The 20,956-nt window shown below is 40.7% G+C and carries 21 protein-coding genes; 4 read left to right on the plus strand and 17 right to left on the minus strand.

What is annotated here, in order from left to right; all coding sequences use genetic code 11:
• Window positions 1–180: 180 nt before the first annotated feature.
• A complete protein-coding gene (locus tag ACRYKC_RS05205) occupies window positions 181–597 on the plus strand; it encodes a YhjD family protein (protein WP_433805633.1) in 417 nt (138 codons plus the stop codon).
• Here ACRYKC_RS05205 and ACRYKC_RS05210 read toward each other — a convergent pair.
• Window positions 518–1,045 (minus strand): competence protein ComK, encoded by a 528-nt coding sequence (locus ACRYKC_RS05210; protein WP_433805634.1) that lies wholly within the window; start codon window positions 1,043–1,045, stop codon window positions 518–520. The two genes, ACRYKC_RS05205 and ACRYKC_RS05210, sit on opposite strands and share 80 nt — an antisense overlap.
• Before the next feature lie 312 nt (window positions 1,046–1,357).
• Between ACRYKC_RS05210 and ACRYKC_RS05215 the strand changes: the two genes are divergently transcribed.
• A complete protein-coding gene (locus tag ACRYKC_RS05215; protein ID WP_433805635.1) occupies window positions 1,358–1,822 on the plus strand; it encodes a DUF3939 domain-containing protein in 465 nt (154 codons plus the stop codon).
• 320 nt (window positions 1,823–2,142) lie between these two features.
• Here the strand turns inward: ACRYKC_RS05215 and ACRYKC_RS05220 are convergent, their stop codons facing one another.
• The 4 genes from ACRYKC_RS05220 to ACRYKC_RS05235 all read right to left on the minus strand — a co-directional run bounded on the left by ACRYKC_RS05220 (window position 2,143) and on the right by ACRYKC_RS05235 (window position 6,949).
• Window positions 2,143–3,084: a hypothetical protein gene (locus tag ACRYKC_RS05220; protein ID WP_433805636.1), complete on the minus strand. Its 942-nt coding sequence runs from the start codon at window positions 3,082–3,084 to the stop codon at window positions 2,143–2,145.
• A 104-nt stretch (window positions 3,085–3,188) separates the two neighbouring features.
• Entirely contained in the window at window positions 3,189–4,727 is a 1,539-nt protein-coding gene (locus ACRYKC_RS05225; protein WP_433805637.1) for a fatty acid--CoA ligase family protein, read from the minus strand.
• Window positions 4,728–5,135: 408 nt separating this feature from the next.
• Window positions 5,136–6,137 (minus strand): lipoate--protein ligase, encoded by a 1,002-nt coding sequence (gene lplA / locus ACRYKC_RS05230; RefSeq protein ID WP_433805638.1) that lies wholly within the window; start codon window positions 6,135–6,137, stop codon window positions 5,136–5,138.
• Between the two features lie 80 nt (window positions 6,138–6,217).
• Entirely contained in the window at window positions 6,218–6,949 is a 732-nt protein-coding gene (locus ACRYKC_RS05235; protein WP_433805639.1) for an MBL fold metallo-hydrolase, read from the minus strand.
• A gap of 128 nt (window positions 6,950–7,077) precedes the next feature.
• Here ACRYKC_RS05235 and yhfH point away from each other — a divergent pair, with 128 nt between their 5' ends.
• Window positions 7,078–7,206, plus strand: coding sequence for a protein YhfH (gene yhfH, locus ACRYKC_RS05240; RefSeq protein ID WP_433805640.1), 129 nt, complete (start codon window positions 7,078–7,080; stop codon window positions 7,204–7,206).
• 783 nt (window positions 7,207–7,989) lie between these two features.
• On the opposite strand, the gene ACRYKC_RS05245 is transcribed toward yhfH, so the two are convergent.
• From ACRYKC_RS05245 to ACRYKC_RS05280, 8 genes are all read right to left on the minus strand, one after another.
• Window positions 7,990–9,243: an MFS transporter gene (locus ACRYKC_RS05245; RefSeq protein WP_433805641.1), complete on the minus strand. Its 1,254-nt coding sequence runs from the start codon at window positions 9,241–9,243 to the stop codon at window positions 7,990–7,992.
• A 96-nt stretch (window positions 9,244–9,339) separates the two neighbouring features.
• Window positions 9,340–9,546, minus strand: a complete 207-nt coding sequence (locus ACRYKC_RS05250; RefSeq protein WP_433805642.1) for a capping complex subunit for YIEGIA — start codon at window positions 9,544–9,546, stop codon at window positions 9,340–9,342.
• Window positions 9,547–10,455, minus strand: coding sequence for a YIEGIA family protein (locus ACRYKC_RS05255; RefSeq protein ID WP_433805716.1), 909 nt, complete (start codon window positions 10,453–10,455; stop codon window positions 9,547–9,549).
• 171 nt (window positions 10,456–10,626) lie between these two features.
• Window positions 10,627–11,640: a LacI family DNA-binding transcriptional regulator gene (locus tag ACRYKC_RS05260; protein ID WP_433805644.1), complete on the minus strand. Its 1,014-nt coding sequence runs from the start codon at window positions 11,638–11,640 to the stop codon at window positions 10,627–10,629.
• A gap of 262 nt (window positions 11,641–11,902) precedes the next feature.
• Complete coding sequence (hemY, locus tag ACRYKC_RS05265; RefSeq protein ID WP_433805645.1) at window positions 11,903–13,306, minus strand: protoporphyrinogen oxidase; 1,404 nt, start codon at window positions 13,304–13,306, stop codon at window positions 11,903–11,905.
• Window position 13,307: 1 nt separating this feature from the next.
• Window positions 13,308–14,243, minus strand: a complete 936-nt coding sequence (gene hemH / locus ACRYKC_RS05270) for a ferrochelatase (protein ID WP_433805646.1) — start codon at window positions 14,241–14,243, stop codon at window positions 13,308–13,310.
• Between the two features lie 13 nt (window positions 14,244–14,256).
• Window positions 14,257–15,294: a uroporphyrinogen decarboxylase gene (gene hemE, locus ACRYKC_RS05275; RefSeq protein WP_433805647.1), complete on the minus strand. Its 1,038-nt coding sequence runs from the start codon at window positions 15,292–15,294 to the stop codon at window positions 14,257–14,259.
• A 112-nt stretch (window positions 15,295–15,406) separates the two neighbouring features.
• Window positions 15,407–17,614 (minus strand): transglycosylase domain-containing protein, encoded by a 2,208-nt coding sequence (locus tag ACRYKC_RS05280; RefSeq protein WP_433805649.1) that lies wholly within the window; start codon window positions 17,612–17,614, stop codon window positions 15,407–15,409.
• A gap of 61 nt (window positions 17,615–17,675) precedes the next feature.
• On the opposite strand from ACRYKC_RS05280, the gene ACRYKC_RS05285 reads away from it, so the two are divergent.
• On the plus strand, window positions 17,676–18,182 hold the full coding sequence (locus tag ACRYKC_RS05285) for an antibiotic biosynthesis monooxygenase family protein (RefSeq protein WP_433805651.1): 507 nt from the start codon (window positions 17,676–17,678) through the stop codon (window positions 18,180–18,182).
• Window positions 18,183–18,220: 38 nt separating this feature from the next.
• Here ACRYKC_RS05285 and ACRYKC_RS05290 read toward each other — a convergent pair whose 3' ends face one another.
• The 4 genes from ACRYKC_RS05290 to ACRYKC_RS05305 all read right to left on the minus strand — a co-directional run bounded on the left by ACRYKC_RS05290 (window position 18,221) and on the right by ACRYKC_RS05305 (window position 20,940).
• Window positions 18,221–18,718 carry a thioredoxin family protein gene (locus ACRYKC_RS05290; protein ID WP_433805652.1) on the minus strand — a complete coding sequence of 166 codons (498 nt, stop codon included), beginning with the start codon at window positions 18,716–18,718 and terminating at the stop codon, window positions 18,221–18,223.
• 4 nt (window positions 18,719–18,722) lie between these two features.
• Window positions 18,723–19,142, minus strand: coding sequence for a disulfide oxidoreductase (locus ACRYKC_RS05295; protein WP_433805654.1), 420 nt, complete (start codon window positions 19,140–19,142; stop codon window positions 18,723–18,725).
• A gap of 137 nt (window positions 19,143–19,279) precedes the next feature.
• Window positions 19,280–19,909 carry a response regulator gene (locus tag ACRYKC_RS05300; protein WP_433805655.1) on the minus strand — a complete coding sequence of 210 codons (630 nt, stop codon included), beginning with the start codon at window positions 19,907–19,909 and terminating at the stop codon, window positions 19,280–19,282.
• Window positions 19,906–20,940 (minus strand): sensor histidine kinase, encoded by a 1,035-nt coding sequence (locus tag ACRYKC_RS05305; RefSeq protein ID WP_433805656.1) that lies wholly within the window; start codon window positions 20,938–20,940, stop codon window positions 19,906–19,908. Before ACRYKC_RS05305 ends, ACRYKC_RS05300 begins: the two co-directional genes overlap by 4 nt.
• Window positions 20,941–20,956 lie beyond the last annotated feature (16 nt).

The raw sequence follows: 20,956 nt of genomic DNA on the forward strand, positions 1-20,956 counted from the left end.
TGTATGCTTTTCCTTTATTTTAAACGAAACCCATGCATCTGCCTACTAATACATTGTTCTAAGAACTATCCTTTCCCATTTTGCCATTTTTAGCCTTTCGCCAAATTCTCTTGCATAATCACCCGTCTAGCGTGGTATAATACAAACAAGAACACACGTTCGTATATGGAGGAGAATAGCATGAGGTACTTAAAACAGAAAGAACTTGATCTTGCTTCCCGCTATTTATTTTTATCCATGGCTATCGCCGTCATCCGTCAGGACAGAAAACATTTTGAACAGGGGAAGTTTAAAATAAAAGAACCGTACATGGAACTGTTGGGAAAAATGGAGTTAGAGGCAAGAGAAGAGCGGAAACATCTCCGCTTACAAATGGATCGCCAGAAGCTGCAGGTGATAGAGTCAGGAAGGAACGACTCGTTTACCTCTTTCTTGTTTCTGGCTCATGGTTATGAAGAGAAGCGGAACTATTTCAATCCGGCCATCAGGAAAAAAGTGGAACTTATTTTGTTCGAGCTTATGAGAAAGTCTCAGCAATCCTCTCGCTCGAAGTCTCCTGAACCTCAGGCTGAGCATTCAAACGATCTTCAAGGATAACTCGGAAATGTGCGGTACGCTGCACTTGGTTGGCAAACATTCCTACAGATACGGGCAGATTCAAGTTAACTCCATTGGAAAATTGTATGGTCGTGGTATGATCAGATTCGCCTTTATAAGAGCGAATGTACTTATGAGCGACCCAGGAGCATTCTTTACGTTTCGGGGAGATGATAGGAAAGAAATAGATACCCATTGCTTCAGAAATGACAATCGGGGGTTTGTGTGTATAACTTGTCACTTGCTTTGTACCTAAAATACGTCCTTCAAGACTGCTGGCAAAGTAACGACATGAATCATCGACGACCTGGCTTGGACATTTAGTAATTTCAAAACGGTTTCCTCGTTCGACCACTTGAGTGATGACTTGTCCACGATCATCGTACTTTGCAATCAAAGCCATCGTTTGGGGATTAATTTCATATTCTTTTTTTTGAGCGTATTCCATCCAATTTCAACATCCCTTCCATTTAATTGGCGGCAGCCCTTCCTTTAGGCAGAACGTGCCGCTTATCTTCTTCAATTTACCAAAAGATGAACAAAAAGTCTAAACTTTTTAAAAATGTGCAATTTTTTCAACTTTGATATACTACAATTAAGCTAATTTATTGCCATTTTGATAATAGTTCTTCCGTATCTTTCCTTTCCTCTCGACCGAAGTCCGGATTCAGAAGCGTAAAAAACTCGAGTTCGGGTTGAATATCTTTCAAGTCGAACACCCCCTGTGAATTTCACTCATGCTTAAAAGGAGGAAAAAACCGTGTGGAAACGTAAGAAAAAACAACAGCATAAAAATAAAGAGCAATCTTTGGAAGTCCGTGATTTATCCATTCATGAGGTGCGCAAAGCCGTGCATGCTTATGCAGACGATAAACCCTCCGAAGTGCCTCTCAGTGTGCTAATCAAAGAGGATTTGACGTTGGATTATGAACTGCTCTCCCCTTACCTTCATGCCGTCCCTGAGAAAAACTACTACATGTCGCGGGAGACTTATGAATTGTTTGAAGAAGAAGACCAGGATTTAGCCCGTGAAATTGACCAAGTCCAAAGGGCCGTTGACCACTACATGAAAGAGACGCAGGAGCTGCCTGTCATTGACAATGATCCTTTTAAGCGGATAAATTATTATAAGCTGGAGAGGCTTGGGTTGTTACCCAATCGTCCAAACCGGGATTATTATATGACAAGAGAAGAATTCATGGTCACCTATCAAAAACCTGATTAATCAGTGGAAAAGTTTAGAAAAAAAGTGCCAATGCTCACGAAGAGCATTGGCCAAAAGAGACGACTGGTTAACTTTTGAGTGAGGGAATTAATTTTGAAAAAGTTCTCCGAGACGAGGAGAAACTTCTCCATACACTCATCAGCAATTTTCATTACTGACCTATTTATGACAACCAGATCATAAATAGGAATGAGATCAATAAGCATCACCGCTTATCTATTTCTATTTTAATATATAGATGTTCGACCTTCACCGAAAAAATTTTGCGGAAGACCGCAAGCGGTTGCGAAATTTCTAGTTTATGACATCATACATCCTTCTTATATAGAGGGTTCCAAAATCCTTCTTTGTTCATCCTCGAGCTTCTTTTGTTCTCCTACAAATTGCTCTCTCAATGAATCTAAGTCCATAATGACGGAACGGGTCTTACTTCTCATTTTTCTGACTTCTTCCTGTGAAGTTTGAATGCGATTTTGTACAAACCAGTCCACAATCAATCCGTCCAAAAAATAGTCAGCAATCGTCATTCCTCCCGAGATTTCTATCCTAAGATCATAATGGTTACCTAAATCATTAATCTCTCTTGCGAACTTCCGCAAATATCTTTGCGCAGAATGAACGGCTGAATTTGCGTCATCTACACGTGAATGCTTTACAGCAGTAGTGAGCATCCCTCCACCAAGCATATCAAGGGCGCCCCAATTTTCAGCGCTGTCAAGGGAAGACGAAGCTTCGCCCAAGGCGATCACCGCTCTTTTCCCCGCAGATAGAGCTTCATCGACTTCTTCAATTTCTGCCAGCACCTCGGAGCGATTTTCTGACAGCTCAAGTAATCGCTGACCATCTGTGTCCCCCTGTTCAACCAAAAATGTTTTCTTTTGTTGAAGCAGACGCTCATATTCCTCGCCTGGGTTACCTAAACGATTCAACTGATCTCTTAAACTTCGGAGTTCCTGTTCCATCTCCTGAACAGAATGATAAGCTTCTCTCCATTTAATCCGCGCCTCCACTACTTCACGTTCTTCCTCTTCAACTCGTTCTACCTTATTGCCAGATAAGGTGGCAAATAAATTAGTGAAGCTAATTCTTTCAAGCTTTTCTAAGTCTTCTTTTTCTTGGTCTAAGGTATGTAAGAATTTCTGCTCCTGTTCTTTTAAGTTTTCCAGCTCTTTTGTTAGCTGAGCACTCTCGCGTTTAAGTCGATCATGGTACAACGTACGCTTTCTTACTTCAGTCAACTGTTCATGGAATCTTTTCATCATTTCAACGCCTCCTTGAATACATGTACGGGCCTTCCCGCTATGACGTTTCATAAAAATAAGCAATTCCATGGAAACGGAATTGCTCAATGACTAACTTATACTTTTTATGACTGTGCCAGCTGCTCGCGTAAATTTTTCCTTAAAATCTTTCCTGTCGTATTTTTAGGCAATTCGCTCATGAATTCCACACGAGATGGAAGTTTATATTTGGCTAAATGCTCACGGCAGTACTCCATCAATTCTGTTTCCGTCAACGTAGGGTTATTAGAGACAACAAAACTGATAACAGATTCGCCAAGCTCTGGGTCCGGGGCGCCGACTACAGCTACTTCCGTTACATCCGGATGATTATAGAGTACTTCCTCCACTTCACGAGGATAAACATTGTATCCACCTACTAGAATCATATCTTTCTTACGATCTACAATATAGAAATACCCTTCCTCATCCTTACGAGCCATGTCTCCCGTGTATAGCCAGCCATCACGGATCGTTACAGCGGTTTCTTCTGGAAGCTTATAATATCCTTTCATCACGTTAGGTCCTTTGACGATCAGTTCACCAACTTCACCGGAAGGTACTTCTTCTCCTAATTCATCGACGACTTTATTTTCAACGTTACTAATATTTGTCCCGATCGATCCTGCTTTTCGAGGACGATCCAGAGGGTTGAAGGCTGTGACCGGCGAAGCTTCTGACAACCCATAGCCTTCTGATATGCGGACATTAAACTGCTCTTCAAAAGAATTTAATAAGGCGACTGGCATTGAGGATCCTCCAGATACGCAAATCCTCATGTTGTTAAACGTGTGGGTTTGCTCTTTTCCGGTTTGAAGTAAATAGTTGTACATGGTTGGAACTCCAGCAAATACAGTAGCTTCATACTTTTCAGCGATGGCAAATACATCTTGAGGAGAGAATTTAGGAACAACCAGAACCGTACCCCCACTCATAAGCGGAGCATTCAAGGCTACAGTCAAACAAAAAACATGGAACATAGGAAGCGTAGCAATGACGCGATCCTCAGAATTAATCCTCAAGTAATCAGCAACATCCACGGCGTTTGAATAGAGGTTGTTGTGGGTCAGCATAGCCCCTTTTGGCTTTCCAGTCGTACCTGAAGTATAAAGAATCACTGCCACTTCTTCTCCATCCAGCGAAGGACGGTTATAAGTTAAACTCCCTTCTTCCACCGCTTCTGTAAACGGTTTCAATTTTAGAGATAAAGAAGAATTGGACAAATCGATCCCTACTCCTGTTTCGGCTACAAAATAGTGATAGACTTCAAGCTGATCGTCCATATGCTCAAATTTCTCAAGCAGGACATCCATCGTGATTACAACTTTAACATCACCATTTTTCAAAATATAGCTCATCTCATCAGCGGTATAAGTAGGATTGATTGGAATGACTGTAAGACCTGCGCGTAAAGCACCATAAAGACCAATCATAAATAGCGGACTGTTTGCACTGACTAACGCTAAATGATCACCTTTACCGTATCCTAATTCTGTGAGTCTAGAAGCAAACTTAGTTACAGACGCATCGAAACTTCGATAGCTTACACGATCCTCTTGAAATATGTAAGCTTCCTTATCAGGATGCTGTTCTGCTGTTTTCGACAGCTGTTCACTTAGATTCAAATCTTGCTCCCCCTTCGCTTAATGAATGAATGGTCATTCATTATATGCTATGCTAATAAATTTTCACTCTAATTATAATATACTGAAAATTAACATTCAAGAATGTTCATAGATCGATATGGTTTTACAAAAGCTTCCACTGTAAATTTCATTTATTCAACTACTTGGCAGAAAAATTGAATACTTAACTTCAAAATAAATGAGTTCGTTCTCATTGGAGAGGATTACTTATTACGGTGGGATCAGTGGCAGTTGCTTAATTCCGAATTTACCAACAGCAAATACTTCAAGACCGTTTCAAGCCTCCCCCATCATTTACAAAAATGTTTCTATTCTATTTTTTTCAGGGGTATAAAGCTATTTTATAAGATTAGAAAAAGCCGGCTTTTTACAAAGCCAGCCTTCGAATTAATAAACCATATCCAAAAAGTCATCTTTTGTTATTTTTCCTAAGTAATGAGAAATGTCCACATCACCAAGTGCTTCTGAAATAGCTTGTCGGTTGTACTGCGTACTAATCAAGGCTTCCTCAATCTCACTGATATCGCCGACTCCGAAGAAGTCACCGAAAATTTTTGCGTTTTGAATATATCCTTTTTTTACATCAAGACGAATGTCGTAGCTTCCTGCTCCTTCAATTCGTTTTGTATGCTGAATGTTGAATTTCGGTGACTTTCCATAGTTCCAATCCCAGTTTTTGTAGCGTTCTTCTGCCAGCTGATAGATATTTTCCCAGTCTTCTTCTGTCAGCTTATACTGCGGGACGTCTTTTACATCTTCCACATCGAAAATATAACGAAGAATCAGGTTCTTAAACTCTTCCATCGTGATTTTTTCCTCCAGGAATTCGGAAATATTTGCCACACGACTTCGGATCGATTTAATTCCTTTTGATTTAATTTTTTCTGTCTTAACGTTCAATGCGGATACAACATTTTCAATTTCAGAATCAAACATCAACGTTCCATGACTGAACATACGGCCTCTTGTGGAAAATTGAGCATTTCCTGAGATTTTTCTTCCATCTTCAGCGACGATGTCATTCCGCCCGGATAACTCTGCATTGACGCCAAGTTTTTTCAGTGCCTCTGTAACAGGCTTAGTGAATTTAGCAAAATCATGGAAGCTATCTCCATCATCTTTCGTAATAAAGCTGAAGTTCAGGTTCCCTAAATCATGATACACTGCCCCGCCACCAGAAAGGCGTCGAACCACATGGATGTTATGATCCTCTACATAATTGGTGTTAATTTCTTCAACGGTGTTCTGGTTCTTTCCAATGATTATCGAAGGTTCATTAATATAGAAAAGCAGATACGTATCATTAATATCGAGATTCTTTAACGCATATTCTTCAATAGCTAAATTAATTCTCGGGTCATTGAATCCCTCATGGTCGATAAAAAGCATTCATCTCATCCTTCCTCATTGCCTGTTTCTAATTACTTATTGTAATAGTTTCGACAGAATAAGACAATTTATCTCCACCATTAATTCGACCAGGATAACCCTTCTTCTGCCAATTGAATAGTTCCATTAAATTCATCTTCTGCTTCCTGTCTTAAACGCACTAGCTGACCAAAATGAGGTAAGTGACTGAGCCACAATGTCCCAACCTCTGCTTTAGATGCTATTTTTGCCGCTTCGACACTTGACATGTGTCCGGGTCCTTGTCCATCCATTCCTTTATAAAAATTTGTGTCCGTAATTAACAAATCGGCCTGTTTGGCAAAATCCGCCCACTCAGGAAAGTAGCTTGTATCTGCTGTGTAAACTGCCGTTCCTTTCCCGTCCGTTATTCTCATACCATAACAAGAAACGGGATGCACCGTTTTTAGAAACTCAATTGTAAAGGGTCCAACCTGTAAAGAACCTTCAGGATCGTAGGCAACCCCTTCTGTATATTGATGAGTCAATAGTTGAAATTTCTCGCTGTCTTCATCATGGCCATAAATCGGAAGAATTTCCTCTGTTTCATTTAGCGTGTTTTGTACTAGACATGCATACTGAAGGGCCCCAATGTCAGCAATATGATCATGATGATAATGAGAGAGTACCACGGCATCAAGATCTGTTACTTTTTTGAACTGCTGTAAACGGGAGAGCACCCCACTTCCGCAATCCACAAGCATAGTAAATCCATCTGATTCAAACAAATATCCTGATGTGGCACTTCCAGCTGCAGGATAAGCGCCCCAATAGCCTATAACTGTCACTTTCATATTCAACACTCCCTGGTTCTTTTTTACTAATTGCACATTGTTTTATAACAGGTGGTTGATTTCTGCATATTGTTATAATACAATGACTTTACATTCAAAATATTAAAACAATTTGGAGGGGATTCCTTATGATGAACGTTATTGAATTTTTCCGTAACCTGCCTAAAAAACACTGCACAAGCTGCGGTAGTGTAATAGAAGAAAAGGCTGACTGCTACGGTAATGTGTGTGATGAATGCGACCACCCTGCTCGATAATTCTAGTATTCCACAAAAGAATAAAATTGGAACATATGAATTTGGAGCAGCTGACATCAGCTGCTTATTTTTTTGTTCTATAACAGGATTCTAAACAAAAACTTATGTAAACGTTTACAAAGTTGTCACAACTTAGGCTGACTACTAAGGAAAAAGGTGTTATAATAAAAGTGTAAAGAAGATAACAAAAAAACTTAAACAACTTAGGTGACTCAACCATCGCGAGTTCGTTTCCAAACGAACAAAAGCGCCGGCCAAATGAAGGAACACTAATCCTGTGGAAAGGATGGAGAATCAGCCTTGGAATGGTCAGGCCGCCAACAGGTCTACAGTTCAATGTAGACAATAGATGTCTCTAATGAAGGACGATGACCTCTTCAGGCAGAAAAAATCACCACCATGATGAGGTAGTCTAACAAAGAGAAAAACCTAGTCCGATCATTTCTTTTGAAAGAGTGTAAAACGAAAGTAAGAGGAACAAAATCGGACTTAACCAAAACGAAGGAAACGGATTCCCTAAAGAATTGTCCTTCAAGAAAGATAATGTTCAAACAGATGTAGAATCATGGATGATTCTTACATGGTTGGGTCACCTAAGTTGTTTATCCCTTCCCCTGGCTTATGCAAGGGGTTTTTTATTTGCGCCTATAAAGGTAAACAATTTTTTACACATTGTAAGAAATTGTTTACTTTTTTGTTCAAGGAGTGAAGGAACTATGCTCCTCCTTAACTCTTCCATAAAGAAAAATAAAGAGAAGCATCTATAGAAATAGAATCCATTATTTAAGCAAAAGCATTCTCTGTATTCCCCTGTCCCTTCTCAGATTTAGAAGCCTCAATAAATTTTATGACCAACCATAATATAATCAGCCCCACTCCACCAGCTGCAAAAAAGCTTACATTCAAATATTTATCCATTACCAGTGACATACCCGGTGGCCCGAAAGCAACCCCAACGAACCTTGCCGAACTGTAAAAAGAAGAAATGGTTCCTCTTTCTTCTTTTTCAATCCCCTCCGTTATAAGAGCATCCAGGACAGGTAAGGTAGCCCCCATAGCTATACCGAACAAACTTGTGATTCCAAGGAGCAACACCAACTTTTCGCTAGTGTACCCAACGAAAACGACACTGACTGAAATTACAATCAAGCTGGTCATCAATACTCTTTTCATCGTTTTAAGGTTATCTTTAATTTTCTTCCCAGCTATATAGGAGGCTCCACATAATCCGAGAAGGGGAACCGCAAGAACTAAGCCTTTCTTAACTCCATAAATATCATGGATTTTCTCAAGATTATCCGATAAAAAGAACAAGACAGCAAATAACAGAAACATTAAATAAACACCGACTAAAAATACGGTATAAATCCATCTTCCCTCTTTTTTAAATATGTCCTTTGTTTTATGGACAAACGCTTTAAATTTCACGGGTTCGTCTTTTTTCTTGGGAACTTTAATAAAAAAGAAAACAAGTGCTATGGAGATCAAACTGAAAAACGATATTGAAAAAAACGGAAGAAACCATAAGAACGCCGCAAAAGCTGCTCCTAAAATTGGACTTAATACTTTTCCAAAGGTATTCGAGGTTTCGATTAATCCAAGGCAAGAACTTGTTTTTTCATCATCTCCTTTATAAAGATCCCCTACTAAAGGGAGGATGATAGGTGTCGCTCCAGCTGCCCCGATTCCTTGAAGAACACGACCAATCAGAATCCACGTATATGGGTCATTCCCTTTCCAAGAAGCAAATCCTGCGATGATTCCTCCTATCAAAGCAAGAATTAAACTGGGCAAGATGACAATTTTTCGGCCAAATCGATCAGATAAATAGCCTGCGACAGGGATCAAAAAAATAGCGGCTAGTGAATAGCTTGTGATAATCATGCTGGATTGAAAAGAAGTAATATCCACTTTCTTTTCAAATATCGGCAGAACAGGGATTAACATTGAGTTCCCGAGGGTCATAACTAAAGGAATGGATGCCATGCTGACTAGGCACCATCTCCCTACTTTTTGGTCTTTTCCTGTATTTTCCATATAAAAGCTGAACCTCCTCTATTCTACCTTTGTAGAATTCCAAATCCGTTCTTTCCTTATGCAAAATGAGAATCCTAAAAGAATTTCTACTAACTGCTATACACGAATGACCATATAGTCTCCGTTGTTCAATTGAACAACATCGGCTTTCATTGCTTTGGCAATATCTACTGTCATTTCCTTAGAGGCTTCCATATCTTCTGCGAATAAGGTGAGACAACTGCTCGCAAGTACCCGGTTATTGTTAATCGTTACATAAGCCAAAATTTCATATTGAGGCTTGATGGTTGATTCTCTCCCCATTTACTTTTCCTCCTTTACATCTGTTTTCATTACACGATGGGATTTCTTTGTACTTTCAAGCAATGGACACTTTTTTACCACTTCAATCAGGGCATCAATATCTTGCTTGATCGGCACAAGAGTAATCACCACCCGCCCCTTTTCATAATCTTTTCTGGTAAAATGGTAGCGTTTATTGCCTAACGCTCTGGTTGCTTCAAACAAAGCTGCCTGCCTTTGCCCAAAATTATCAAGATTGATTCGGTAGTGGTTTTCATTTGGATAAATTACCACTGCTAATCCTTCTTCTTTAAATAGGGTTGCTGCATTATCCGTACCTAAAAGATTACTAACAAAAATTCCATCAACGAAGAGGCTTGAGTCCTTGACTTCTACTTTTCCTTCTTCAACTTGAGCAATATCCCCAATACTTTTTCCTTTAGTAAAATGCTTCAGGAAAAATAGTATAACGAGCCCACCTAGAACACCTAAAGCTGTATCTACAGCTAATTGAAAGGGTAAGGAGGATATAATTAAAGAAACAACAAACGAAGTAATGAATGCAATGTAGTTCCTTGCTTCAAACGTTTTTGCTATTCCATCAATATAAGCGTTCCCTCGATAGGTGTACTCTGTATTCTCTAATTCACTCAAGCTCTCCTTCTCCATTTTTCTAACGTCTCTAAACTGTTGTAATGCGAGAGTTAAAAATGTGACCGCAACAAAATTCTTGCTTATTAAGGCTGGAATAGCTACGGCTCCTAAAGCTGAAGCGACAAAACCTGTAATCAAATGGATTAAATAGCCATTTGGATAACTTGGGTACTGTCGATAATCTTCTTTTAACAACCATACTCTTCCAAGTGTTCCTATAATGACAGCCGTTATGATTATACTCAACTGTTCAAAGGAGAGCTCTCCATTCATCAGTATCACTCCTAAACATTAAACTTCCCATTATTATTTCCGATTATTAGAGGTTAACCCGCTTCACCCTCCAAAAGTAGCCTTCTATAAAAACGCAGGCCACCACCTTGCCTTATTCGAAGTGAATCGAGAAAGCCTATTTTTACAAACAAAAAAATCCACACGAAGTGGATTTTAGTGTACAGACAATTTTCTTCTTTTTGTTGAATTCCGTATAAGAAGTTCGTGATCATAGACATATTCTCTTGGGTAGTGTGTCCCCGGATGCAGCAGCTGTTGCAATAATATTTCTACTGCTTTGTTCGCCATTTGTTTTACAGGCTGTTCCACTGTTGTAACTGAAGGAACCATTAACAGGGAGATCATTTGATTATCAAACCCGACCACAGCCAGATCGTGAGGGATTTCCCAATCATATTGACTTGCTTCATATATTATCCCTGCCGCTACTTCATCTGACCCTGTAAAAACACCGTCAATATATGGATGATTTTCTTTAATAAAATGAAAGACCTTCTGCCCATCTTTCACATCAAGTGCCCAATCAATATTCAAATCCTCTATCTTGCTTGTCCCCTTATCTTTAAGGGCTTCCTCGAACCCTTTTCTGCGTTCGGAAGTCAAATGACTATCAGGACCACCGCTGACATACGCAATATGATTACATCCTTGCTCCATCAAATGCTTAGTGGCTTCATAAGACGCCTTTTTATGATCCATGTGCACCGTTGGCACAGGTGTACCTTCCATATATTCGTTACAAACAACAATTGGTCCTGATTCTAAATAGGGTTCAACGTCTTCCCAATTATTTATGATGGAGGCCATAATGACTCCATCTACTTGTTTTGTTTTTAAAAGCTGTAAATAATCCATCTCTTTTTTCTTGGAATCATGAGTTTGGCAGACGATAACCTGATAACCCCATTCAGAGGCCTTCTCTTCCATAGATTCAATTAAATTTCCGAAAAACGGGTTTGTTATTCTTGGTAAGAGTACGGCGATGGTTTCTGTACGTTGACTTCTGAGTCTGCGGGCTGATGAATTGGGGACGTAACCAAGGTCATGCATGGCTTGGATGATTCGCTGTCTTTTCTCTTCTGTGACATAAGGCTGGTCGTTAATCACGCGGGATACGGTTGTTCTGGATAACCCAGCCAATTTCGCTACATCTTCAATCGTAGCCATTCTTATTCCCCCTACTGATAATCTAGCAAACATTGAAAACGCTTCCATATAAAATCATACTAATCCTTCCAATTTGTTGCAAGTCTTTTCACAAAATAAAGAATTTAAAATTCAGTTGATTCTTATCTATGTATCTCAAGTGGTCCTTAACACGATGGAAATTCGATCTCCAACTCTTCACTTCTAATCGAAAAGAATCATGCACTGACAAGCACAAAAACAAGAAAAACTGCTGTGATCCCACAGCAGTTTTCTAGAATAATTATTGGAGGTAATCTAATACTTGTTGGACAGCTGCTTCTCCCTGGTCAATACAATCTGGGAGGCCGATACCTCGGTAGGAACCTCCAGCAAGGTAAACGCCCGGAATATGCTCTTTCATTTGACCAGTAATGGTCTCTAGCCGTTCTTTATGACCGACTTTGTATTGAGGCATTGCATCATGCCAGCGTGTTACGATCGAAAAGTCAGGACGCTCCGAAATGTCCATCGTCTGGTTTAAATCCCGAAGACAGATTTCTACAATTTCTTCATCCGTTAAGTCGACCACTTCTTGGTCGTCCGGTTTTCCGACGTAGCAGCGCAGCAGCACTTTACCTTCTGGTGTGGAATGCGGCCACTTTTTATGCGTCCACGTACATGCAGTTATTCGAAAGTCACTGTTTCGGGATACGACAAACCCTGTACCATCGATATCTTTTTTAATCGCTGAGGCATCAAACGCCATAGCAACGTTGGCGACAGAGGTGGCATTCTTTTCTTTAAAAGGAGCCATAAATTCATAGTGAGTCAGCATTCGTTGTGCCGCAAAGTGAGGGACAGCAAGAATAACCGCATCCGCTTCTTGGACGGTTCCATTATTGAGCAATAAGTGATAGCCTTTATCATGCTTTTCAATGTGGTTCACTTGCGTGTTCTTCTGAACAACGTCAGGTTCCAGCTCTTCCTCAATTGCATGGACAAGGGAGCCTAGACCATTTTCAAGGGTGCGGAACATACTTGGCTTTTTCTCACCTTTTTTCGGCTTCTTCATAGGATATTTCTTTCTTAACCCCTTGATCAGGCTCCCGTAATGCTGTTCAAAGTCATAAAACATCGGGAAAGTTGACTGTAGACTTAGTTCATCGATATCACCTGCATAAATACCTGATAACAGAGGCTCAATCAAATTTTCTACAACTTCATTTCCTAGCCGACGCCGGAAAAACAACCCAAGTGATTGATCTCCATCTACATGTTTCTTTTGCTTCACAAGGTCCTGGGCGGCTCTCACTTTGCCAACAGGACTGAATAAGCCTGAGAAAAGGAATGGGCGGATTCTTGTCGGGATTCCCATAAAGGATCCGCTCGGCATAGGGTGAAGCTTCCCATTAACAAGAATGTATGATTGGCCCGTACCATTAGGAACAAGCTTACCTCCTAAACCGACTTCTTGAGCTAATCTTGCTGCACTCTCTTTACGGGCAAGAAAAGAATCAGGTCCTCGTTCAATAGTGAACCCGTCTTTTTGAACAGTTTCAATTTTACCGCCGAGGTGGTCACTAGATTCGAGTAGTTTAATCTTAATCGGCAGATTTTCGTTCTGCTTTTCTTTTTGTAAGTAGTAAGCGGCCGTCAGCCCTGAAATTCCACCGCCGATGATGACGACCTGTTTTGGTTCAGACATATTATCCCTGCTCTTTCACTTTGTCTAATACAACGTTTGCTAGCGTGTGAATGAATTTTGGATGAGTGTTAGGCATCTCAGGGCGGTAGTAATTCGCGCCAATTTCATCACAAACAACCTTACATTCATAATCATTGTCATAAAGCACTTCAAGGTGATCAGATACGAAACCGACTGGAGCATAAACAAATGTCGTATATCCTTTTTCATTGTAAAGTTCACTTGTTAAGTCCTGTACATCAGGGCCGATCCAAGGATCCGGTGTGTTTCCTTCACTTTGCCATCCAATCTCATACTGAGTAATCCCTGTGGCTTCAGAGATTAACTCGGCCGTTTTCTTAAGCTGATCCGGATAAGGGTCTCCGCCTTCGAGAATTTTCATTGGCAAGCTGTGAGCAGAAACGATTAAACAGGCTTTTTGCTTTTCCTCTTCACTCATTTTTGCGTATTCTTGATTGATTTTTTCTTTCCAATAATCGATGAATCCAGGGGCATCATACCAGCTTTCAACTGAACGGATGGTGATTCCATGCTTGTCCGCTTCTTCCTGTGCACGTCCATTGTAGGATTTAACACTGTACGTAGAGTAGTGAGGGGCAAGAACGATTGATACAGCTTCTTCTATGCCGTCTTTTGCCATCGCTTCTACTGCATCTTCTACGAATGGTTCAATATGTTTTAAACCTAAGTATAGTTTGAATTCCACATCATTTTGAAGTTCATTCAATTCTGCTTCCAATGCTTTTCCCTGATCTTCTGTGATCCGTGCTAAAGGAGAAATCCCTCCGATTGCATCGTAACGATCCCGCAAGTCTTGCAGCATTTCATCGGAAGGCTTGCGGCCTCTGCGAATATGGGTATAATATCTTTCAAGATCTTCTTCCTTATAAGGTGTTCCATAAGCCATGACCAATAGGCCCATTTGTTTTTTTGCCATCATTATTCACCTCTTATCTAGTTTTTGAATAATCATGAATCAACTTCGTCAGTCGTTTCAATGTTTCCGGCTGGATATCCGGTGTAACCCCATGGCCAAGATTGAAAATATGCGCAGGATGTTGTCTTCCTTCATCTATAATACGCTTAGCACGTTCTTCGATCACGTTCCAATCGGCCAGCAATGTAGATGGATCAAGATTTCCTTGAAGAGGTTTTGTAATTCCGTTTTCACGGGCTTCTGTAATTGACATTCTCCAGTCAAGTCCAAGTACGTCAATTGGAAGTTCATTCCACTCCAATGCTAGATGGCGAGCACCCACTCCGAATAAGATCAAAGGAACATCTTCTTCTTGAAGCTCACGGAAGATCCGCTCCATAACAGGTTTAATGTACGTGCGGTAATCCGCAGCATTCAAAGCACCAACCCATGAATCAAAGATCTGGATGGCACTCGCACCTGCTGCAACCTGGGCACGCACGTAAGTAATAACCATATCGGCTAATTTTTCCATCAGGGAGAACCATGCCATCGGTTCACTGTACATAAGGGCTTTAGTTTTATTGTAATTCTTAGAAGGGCCGCCCTCAATCATATAACTTGCAAGTGTAAAAGGCGCTCCACTAAATCCAATTAACGGAACATTCAACTGCTCTTTCGTTAAAAGACGAATCGTATCCAAGACGTAAGGTACATCAGATTCTGGGTCAATGGTTCCCAGCTTTTCAATGTCCGCCTTTGTCCGAGTCGGATTATGAATCACTGGGCCGATTCCTTTTTTAATTTCAACGTCTACTCCAATTGCTGGAAGCGGGGACATAATGTCTTTATAGAGAATCGCAGCATCGACCCCGTATTGTTCAACAGGCAGGCGTGTGACATAAGCACACAGCTCGGGCTGATGAGTAATCTCAAACAATGAATACTTTTCCTTCAATTTACGGTATTCTGGCTGAGATCTTCCAGCCTGACGCATGAACCACACTGGCGTATGGTCCGTTTTTTCTCCACGAAAAGCTCTGAGAATCGTATCGTTTTCAATTTTCTTCATGGTTATATGCTCCTTTATTCACGATCAAATCAATCATCCGTTATCCACTATACCGATTTATCACCGCTGTGTATAGAATGATTGCTTATTTGTCACGATATTGTTCATTTTTTCACAGGTCCCAGCTGAGCGTTACCGAATTGGAAGGTTTGCCTTCAGCTCCAGTTAAGGGATCGTAAGGAACAACGTAATACGTCGTTTGGTCAAAAATGCCAAACGCACTTACTTTGTAACTTCCCTTTCCTGTCACTTCTCCAACATTAACATCTTCTCCTTCTTCTTCACGGTAGATACGGTATACTACTCGCTGATCACTCGAAGGCGTCCATTCTAACGTTCCTCTTAAGAGTGCAAGTCCCGAAAGTCTGAGTTTCCCTTCTAGATCATTGATCACCGGCAAATCGATAGGTTCCGGCAAACTTTCAACCCCTTCTGGTTTGGAGAAGGAAGCGGTCAAGTTCTTTTGCTGATCAACTTTAGTTAAAATGTTCTTCATCATGCGTGTAGGATAAGAACTGCCTCCTTCTAACCATCGCTGCTCGCCAACGCGATCATATCCCATCCACAGTACGCCGACATATTCAGGGGTGTAGCCAGCAAACCACACATCCGAATTTCCTTTTCCTGAAGCAAGCTGACTTGTCCCCGTCTTGCCTGCTAATGCTTTCGCATAATCTCCTGCACTTGCAGTCCCTTCTTCCACCGTGGTTTGAAGCATTTCCGTCATGAACCAGGCTGTCTGCTTATTGAAAACCTTTTTTTCCTTTAGCTTGTGCTCGTGGATGATTTCACCGTCTCTATTTTCAATAGAACGAATCGTATACCCTACAACCCTTTTTCCTTGTTGGGCAAAACTACGGTAAGCCTCTGTTAACTGAAGAGGTGAGTATCCTTTGGACAAGCCCCCTAATGCAATCGCCAGTCCTTTATCTTCAGTAGGCAGGCCCAATTTGCTCAAATACTGTTTAGAGTAGTTAACACCAATTCTGTCAAGAAGCCATACGGCAGAAACATTTTTCGATTCAACCAAAGCCTCATATAAGGAAACTTCCCCCTCATATTCATCGTTATAATTAGAAGGATTGAAATTTCCTGCAAACGATTGACGACTATCGGATAGTAGTGTGAATGGATCATAGTTATCATCCATTAACGCAGGACCATAAACAGCGAGGGGTTTGATGACAGAAGCAGGCTGATGTTTAGTCTTCACCCTGTTTACATCGCCATGTTTAAAATCACGCCCTCCGACAGCGGCCACTAAGGCCCCTGATTTATGATCCATTAGTGTAAAGGCGCCTTCTACTTGACCTTGAGAAGATGGCACAAACTCTCCATTTTTCATCTGGTCTGCAGCAATACGTTGAATAGCAGGATCCATTTCTACAACGATTCTGTATCCGCCACGTTTCAACTCTTCTCTTGAAATATGATACTTTTCCGCTGCCTCATCAATCACAAGATCAACATAGCTGTTCGACCATGTTTCCTCAGCTTCATTTTTCCTCTCCGTTCCAAGCGTTGAACCCTGAAAGCTGATCATTTCTTCCGTATCCAGCACACCAATAACTGCCATTCTAGCGAGAACCACATTCCTGCGCTGCTTCGCTTCTTCAGGATGGTCAAAAGGAGAGTAGTTATTTGGTGCTTTTGGCAATCCCGCGAGTAATGCCGCCTGGGGAACTGTTAAGTCAGAAACCGAAACGTTGAAATAATGTTGGGAAGCTGCTTCTATTCCGTAAGCGCCTTCTCCGAAATAAATACGATTTAGATATAATTCCAAAATTTCTTCTTTCGTGTATTTACGTTCTAAATACTTCGCAGCCATTACTTCTTTTGTTTTTCTCATCCATGTTTTGTCATTCGATAAGAAAAGGTTTTTGGCAAGCTGCTGAGTGATCGTACTTCCACCCTCTACCTTCTCCATGGCAATAATATCTTTGTAAACAGCTCTGGCAATTGATTTGAAATCGACTCCGGAGTGATCATAAAACCGGGAATCCTCGATAGCAATAAAAGCATTTCGTACATGTTCTGGAATTTGATCGATAGGTACGATCTTCCTGTTTTTCGTATAAATTCGTTCAATAACTTCCCCATCTTTAGTTTCTACGGTTGTCATTTCATCTAAAACTAGATCTCTCTGATCAACTACAAACCGCCCGCCAAATACAATCGTTGCATAGCCGATAATCATTAATAGCAGGATGGACCCAACAATAATCCCGGGCCATTTCAAATGCTTTGTCCATGTGGGTAGTCGTTTTTTATACTCTTTGATGTTCAACTCTTGTGCATCCTTTCTGAACGATTCCTTCAAACTTGCTCCTTCCATGTATCAATTGCTAAAATGAACATAACGCAGGAAAGGAGACATCGCTATGAAGGTTTCGATGACAAATGGTACATTGAATTACTTAGCTAAGCTAAACCAAAATCACCCAGATGTTCACTTACTTTTCATGCAAGACCAGGATAAAACCGTCGCCTATTATGAGGGTGACCAAACGTCCATTTTCGAAGAAGGCCGAGATTACGAAGTCGTAGATTCTGTCGGAAATATGCAGGCCAAAGGCTTCGTCGTGATGAACAACATTCCTGTCAGTGACGAAGGACGCCCCGTTTTTGAGGATCGTTTCAAGCAAAGAGCAGGAAACGTGGAGAACATGGAAGGGTTTCAAGCCATCCGTATCTTAAGACCTCTCAGAGGTAATACTTATGTGGTTCTCACCCAATGGAGGAATCCTCAAGACTTTGAAGATTGGAAGAACTCCAAATCCTTTGAACAAGCTCACAAAAACTCTGGCCCTAAACACCAGAAAAAGCCTTCTTTTATTGATGGCGACGCTTATATCACAAAATATCATATGGTGCAGATGGAAGAATAAAGGAAAAGTGAGCGGTTATCGGGCCGCTCACTTTTTTTCTATTCCTCCGGTTTATCAGGAGCGTCCTTCAGTACTTCCTGGTGAAAGAATTCGTCGAAAGCATCAACGCTTTGCTCACCCGATATACGTGCTGTTTCTTCTCCATTTTCGTAATGTACGATGGTCGGTGTCCCTTCAATTTCGTACTCATTCCATAGACTCTCAAATTCCAGCAAGTTTAATTTCTTCATATCTATACCTAGTTCCTGAACCATCGGCACCACGACAGGGGTCGTTCGCTGACAATGGATACATGTTGGACTATAGAAATAAACCGTAGTTGGTTCACCCGAGTTAATTTGTTCTTTTAATTCATCAGGAGTCACTTGATTTTGGTACATCGGATCATCCAGCTGATCAATTGTTGCCTGATCTAATGTCTCTTTCCCATAAGGGTTATCCGCTGTCTTTTGGTTATTTTGATAATTAACAACAAAAATTAGTACGGCGATAAGAACGGCAAGCACCGCTCCGAAAATAGCCATTTTCTTTTTCATGTTTTTACGATCTCCTTTTCTTCATGAGCAACGTGCCATGGGTAATAAAGATGATGATGAAAGCCAGTCCAGCTAAAAATGGAATCGTCACAAAGCCAAAGTAATTTACATACTGAGCATTACAGGGTACGAGTCCACACGCGCCTCCGTCCGATAATGCAGGCACTTTTTGAATGGAATAATGATAGATAGAAACCAACATTCCAATCCCGCTAAGGATAATACCGGGGATAGCAATCTCCTGGTTTTTCTTCACCAATGCAGCCCCATAGACGAAGATAAGCGGATACATCAATATTCGCTGGTACCAACAGAGTTCACACGGTTCATACTTGAGGACTTCAGAAAAAAATAAGCTTCCAGCTGTGGCTACTAATGCTGTAGCCCAGATTACAAACAAATAAGTTTCGTGATTTGATTTCATAAGTATACTAATCCTTTCTACCTCTCCCATGTGTATTATACTAGGTATTAATTTGAATACAAAATACTTTCCCTGCTAAAGTTTTCCGTTTTGGTCATAAAAAAACAAAAAGCCACGCAATGGTGGCTTTTGGGGAATTATGATTTTTTAAGCAACTGATTTCTGTGGGCATATACAGCTGCCTGAGTACGATCTTGGACGCCAAGTTTACTCAATACATTACTTACATGAGTCTTAACCGTCTTTATCCCTATATAGAGATGTTCACCGATTTCCTGATTCGTCATCCCTTCTCCTATGCACATTAATACTTCTAGTTCTCTTCTTGTCAATTCCTCATGAGGTTTTTTCTCTTTTCGAAGACGAGTCATCATTTTGGTAGCTACTTTTGGCTCGATCACATTTTCACCTTGATAGGCTTTTCGAATGGCCTCAGCGATTTCATCCGCAGAAGAAGTCTTCAGCATATAACTGAAAGCTCCCGCCTCAAGAGCAGGAAAAACCTTTTCGTCATCATAAAAGCTTGTGAGAATAATAATTTTACAATCCTCTGTTTTCATGATTTCCTCGGTTGCCTCAATTCCTGTTCCCTGTTCCATGATCAAATCCATCAAAACCACATCAGGTTTCAGTTCCTTAACTAAGTCCGCTCCTTTGAACCCGCTTGACGCTTCACCTACAACTTCTAAATCATCCTCCGTATCTAAATAAGCGATGATTCCTTTTCTTACTACATCGTGATCATCAATTACGGCGACACGTATCATTTTGACTCCTCCTTACTTTGAACAGTTGTTGGCACTCTTATATCGATATGCGTTCCTTCTCCTTCTCTAGAACGAAGCGTAAAAACGCCTCCTATTTCTTCGCAGCGCTCTTTCATAGACTTTAACCCATAAGAAGCCTTATTGCTTTTCTTTTCCTCTGGATCAAAACCAGCGCCGTCATCCGATATATGTAGAAACATCTCTCCCTTAGAATGAGTCAAATTTACTTTAACTTCGGATGCATTCGCATGACGTAATATGTTCGATAGCGCTTCCTGTACTACTCTAAAGAGCTGTTCCTCTGTCGTTCTCGATATTTGATCCATCTCCTCCATTTGGACTTCAAAATGGAGTGGACATTTTTGTTTTAATTCTTCAATGAGAGAAAAAACCCCTTCGGTTAGTGGTTCCCCTGACAAATGAACAGGCCTTAAGTGCAGGAGAAGGGCCCTCATTTCTGTCTGAGCTTGTAGTGCCATCTGCGTGATTTCTTCGAGTTGCTTCTTGGCTTTTTCGGGATTTTTATCAAATACTTTTCCCGTAGCTTGAGCCATCATGGTCAAAGCGAACAATTGTTGACTAACGGCATCATGCAGATCCCTGGCTAATCTCTGTCTCTCTTCAATCGTTGCTGCCTTATGAGCAGAGCGTGCTAGTTCTGCTTTTTCATCGGCAAGCTTTAATAAAGACTCTTTTTGCTGCTGTAGCTTTTCTCCCAGCTCATTAAGTTCATCCCCTAAGCTGGCGACCTCATCGTTTTCATTAAAGTAAATTCTTGAAGAAAATTCTCCTCTTGATAGCTGGGTAATCATCGTTGAGATATAATCAAATCGCTGTTTCATATCGCCGCTCGATTTGAAGCCAGCATAGATAGACATAAAGAATCCTACAATCAAATACGAGAGGATAAAAAATAAAATGGCACCCGGGCTTAGCCATGATGGTTCGAACCAGACGTGAATGGAAAGAAGTACAGCCAATAATATAAATATATTCAAAATGAGCCCGTACAAATGTGATCGAATATACATATATCGGATACTATTC

The organism is Halobacillus sp. A1-3 (assembly GCF_050971765.1).
Classification (GTDB): Bacteria; Bacillota; Bacilli; order Bacillales; family Halobacillaceae; genus Halobacillus; species Halobacillus mangrovi_B.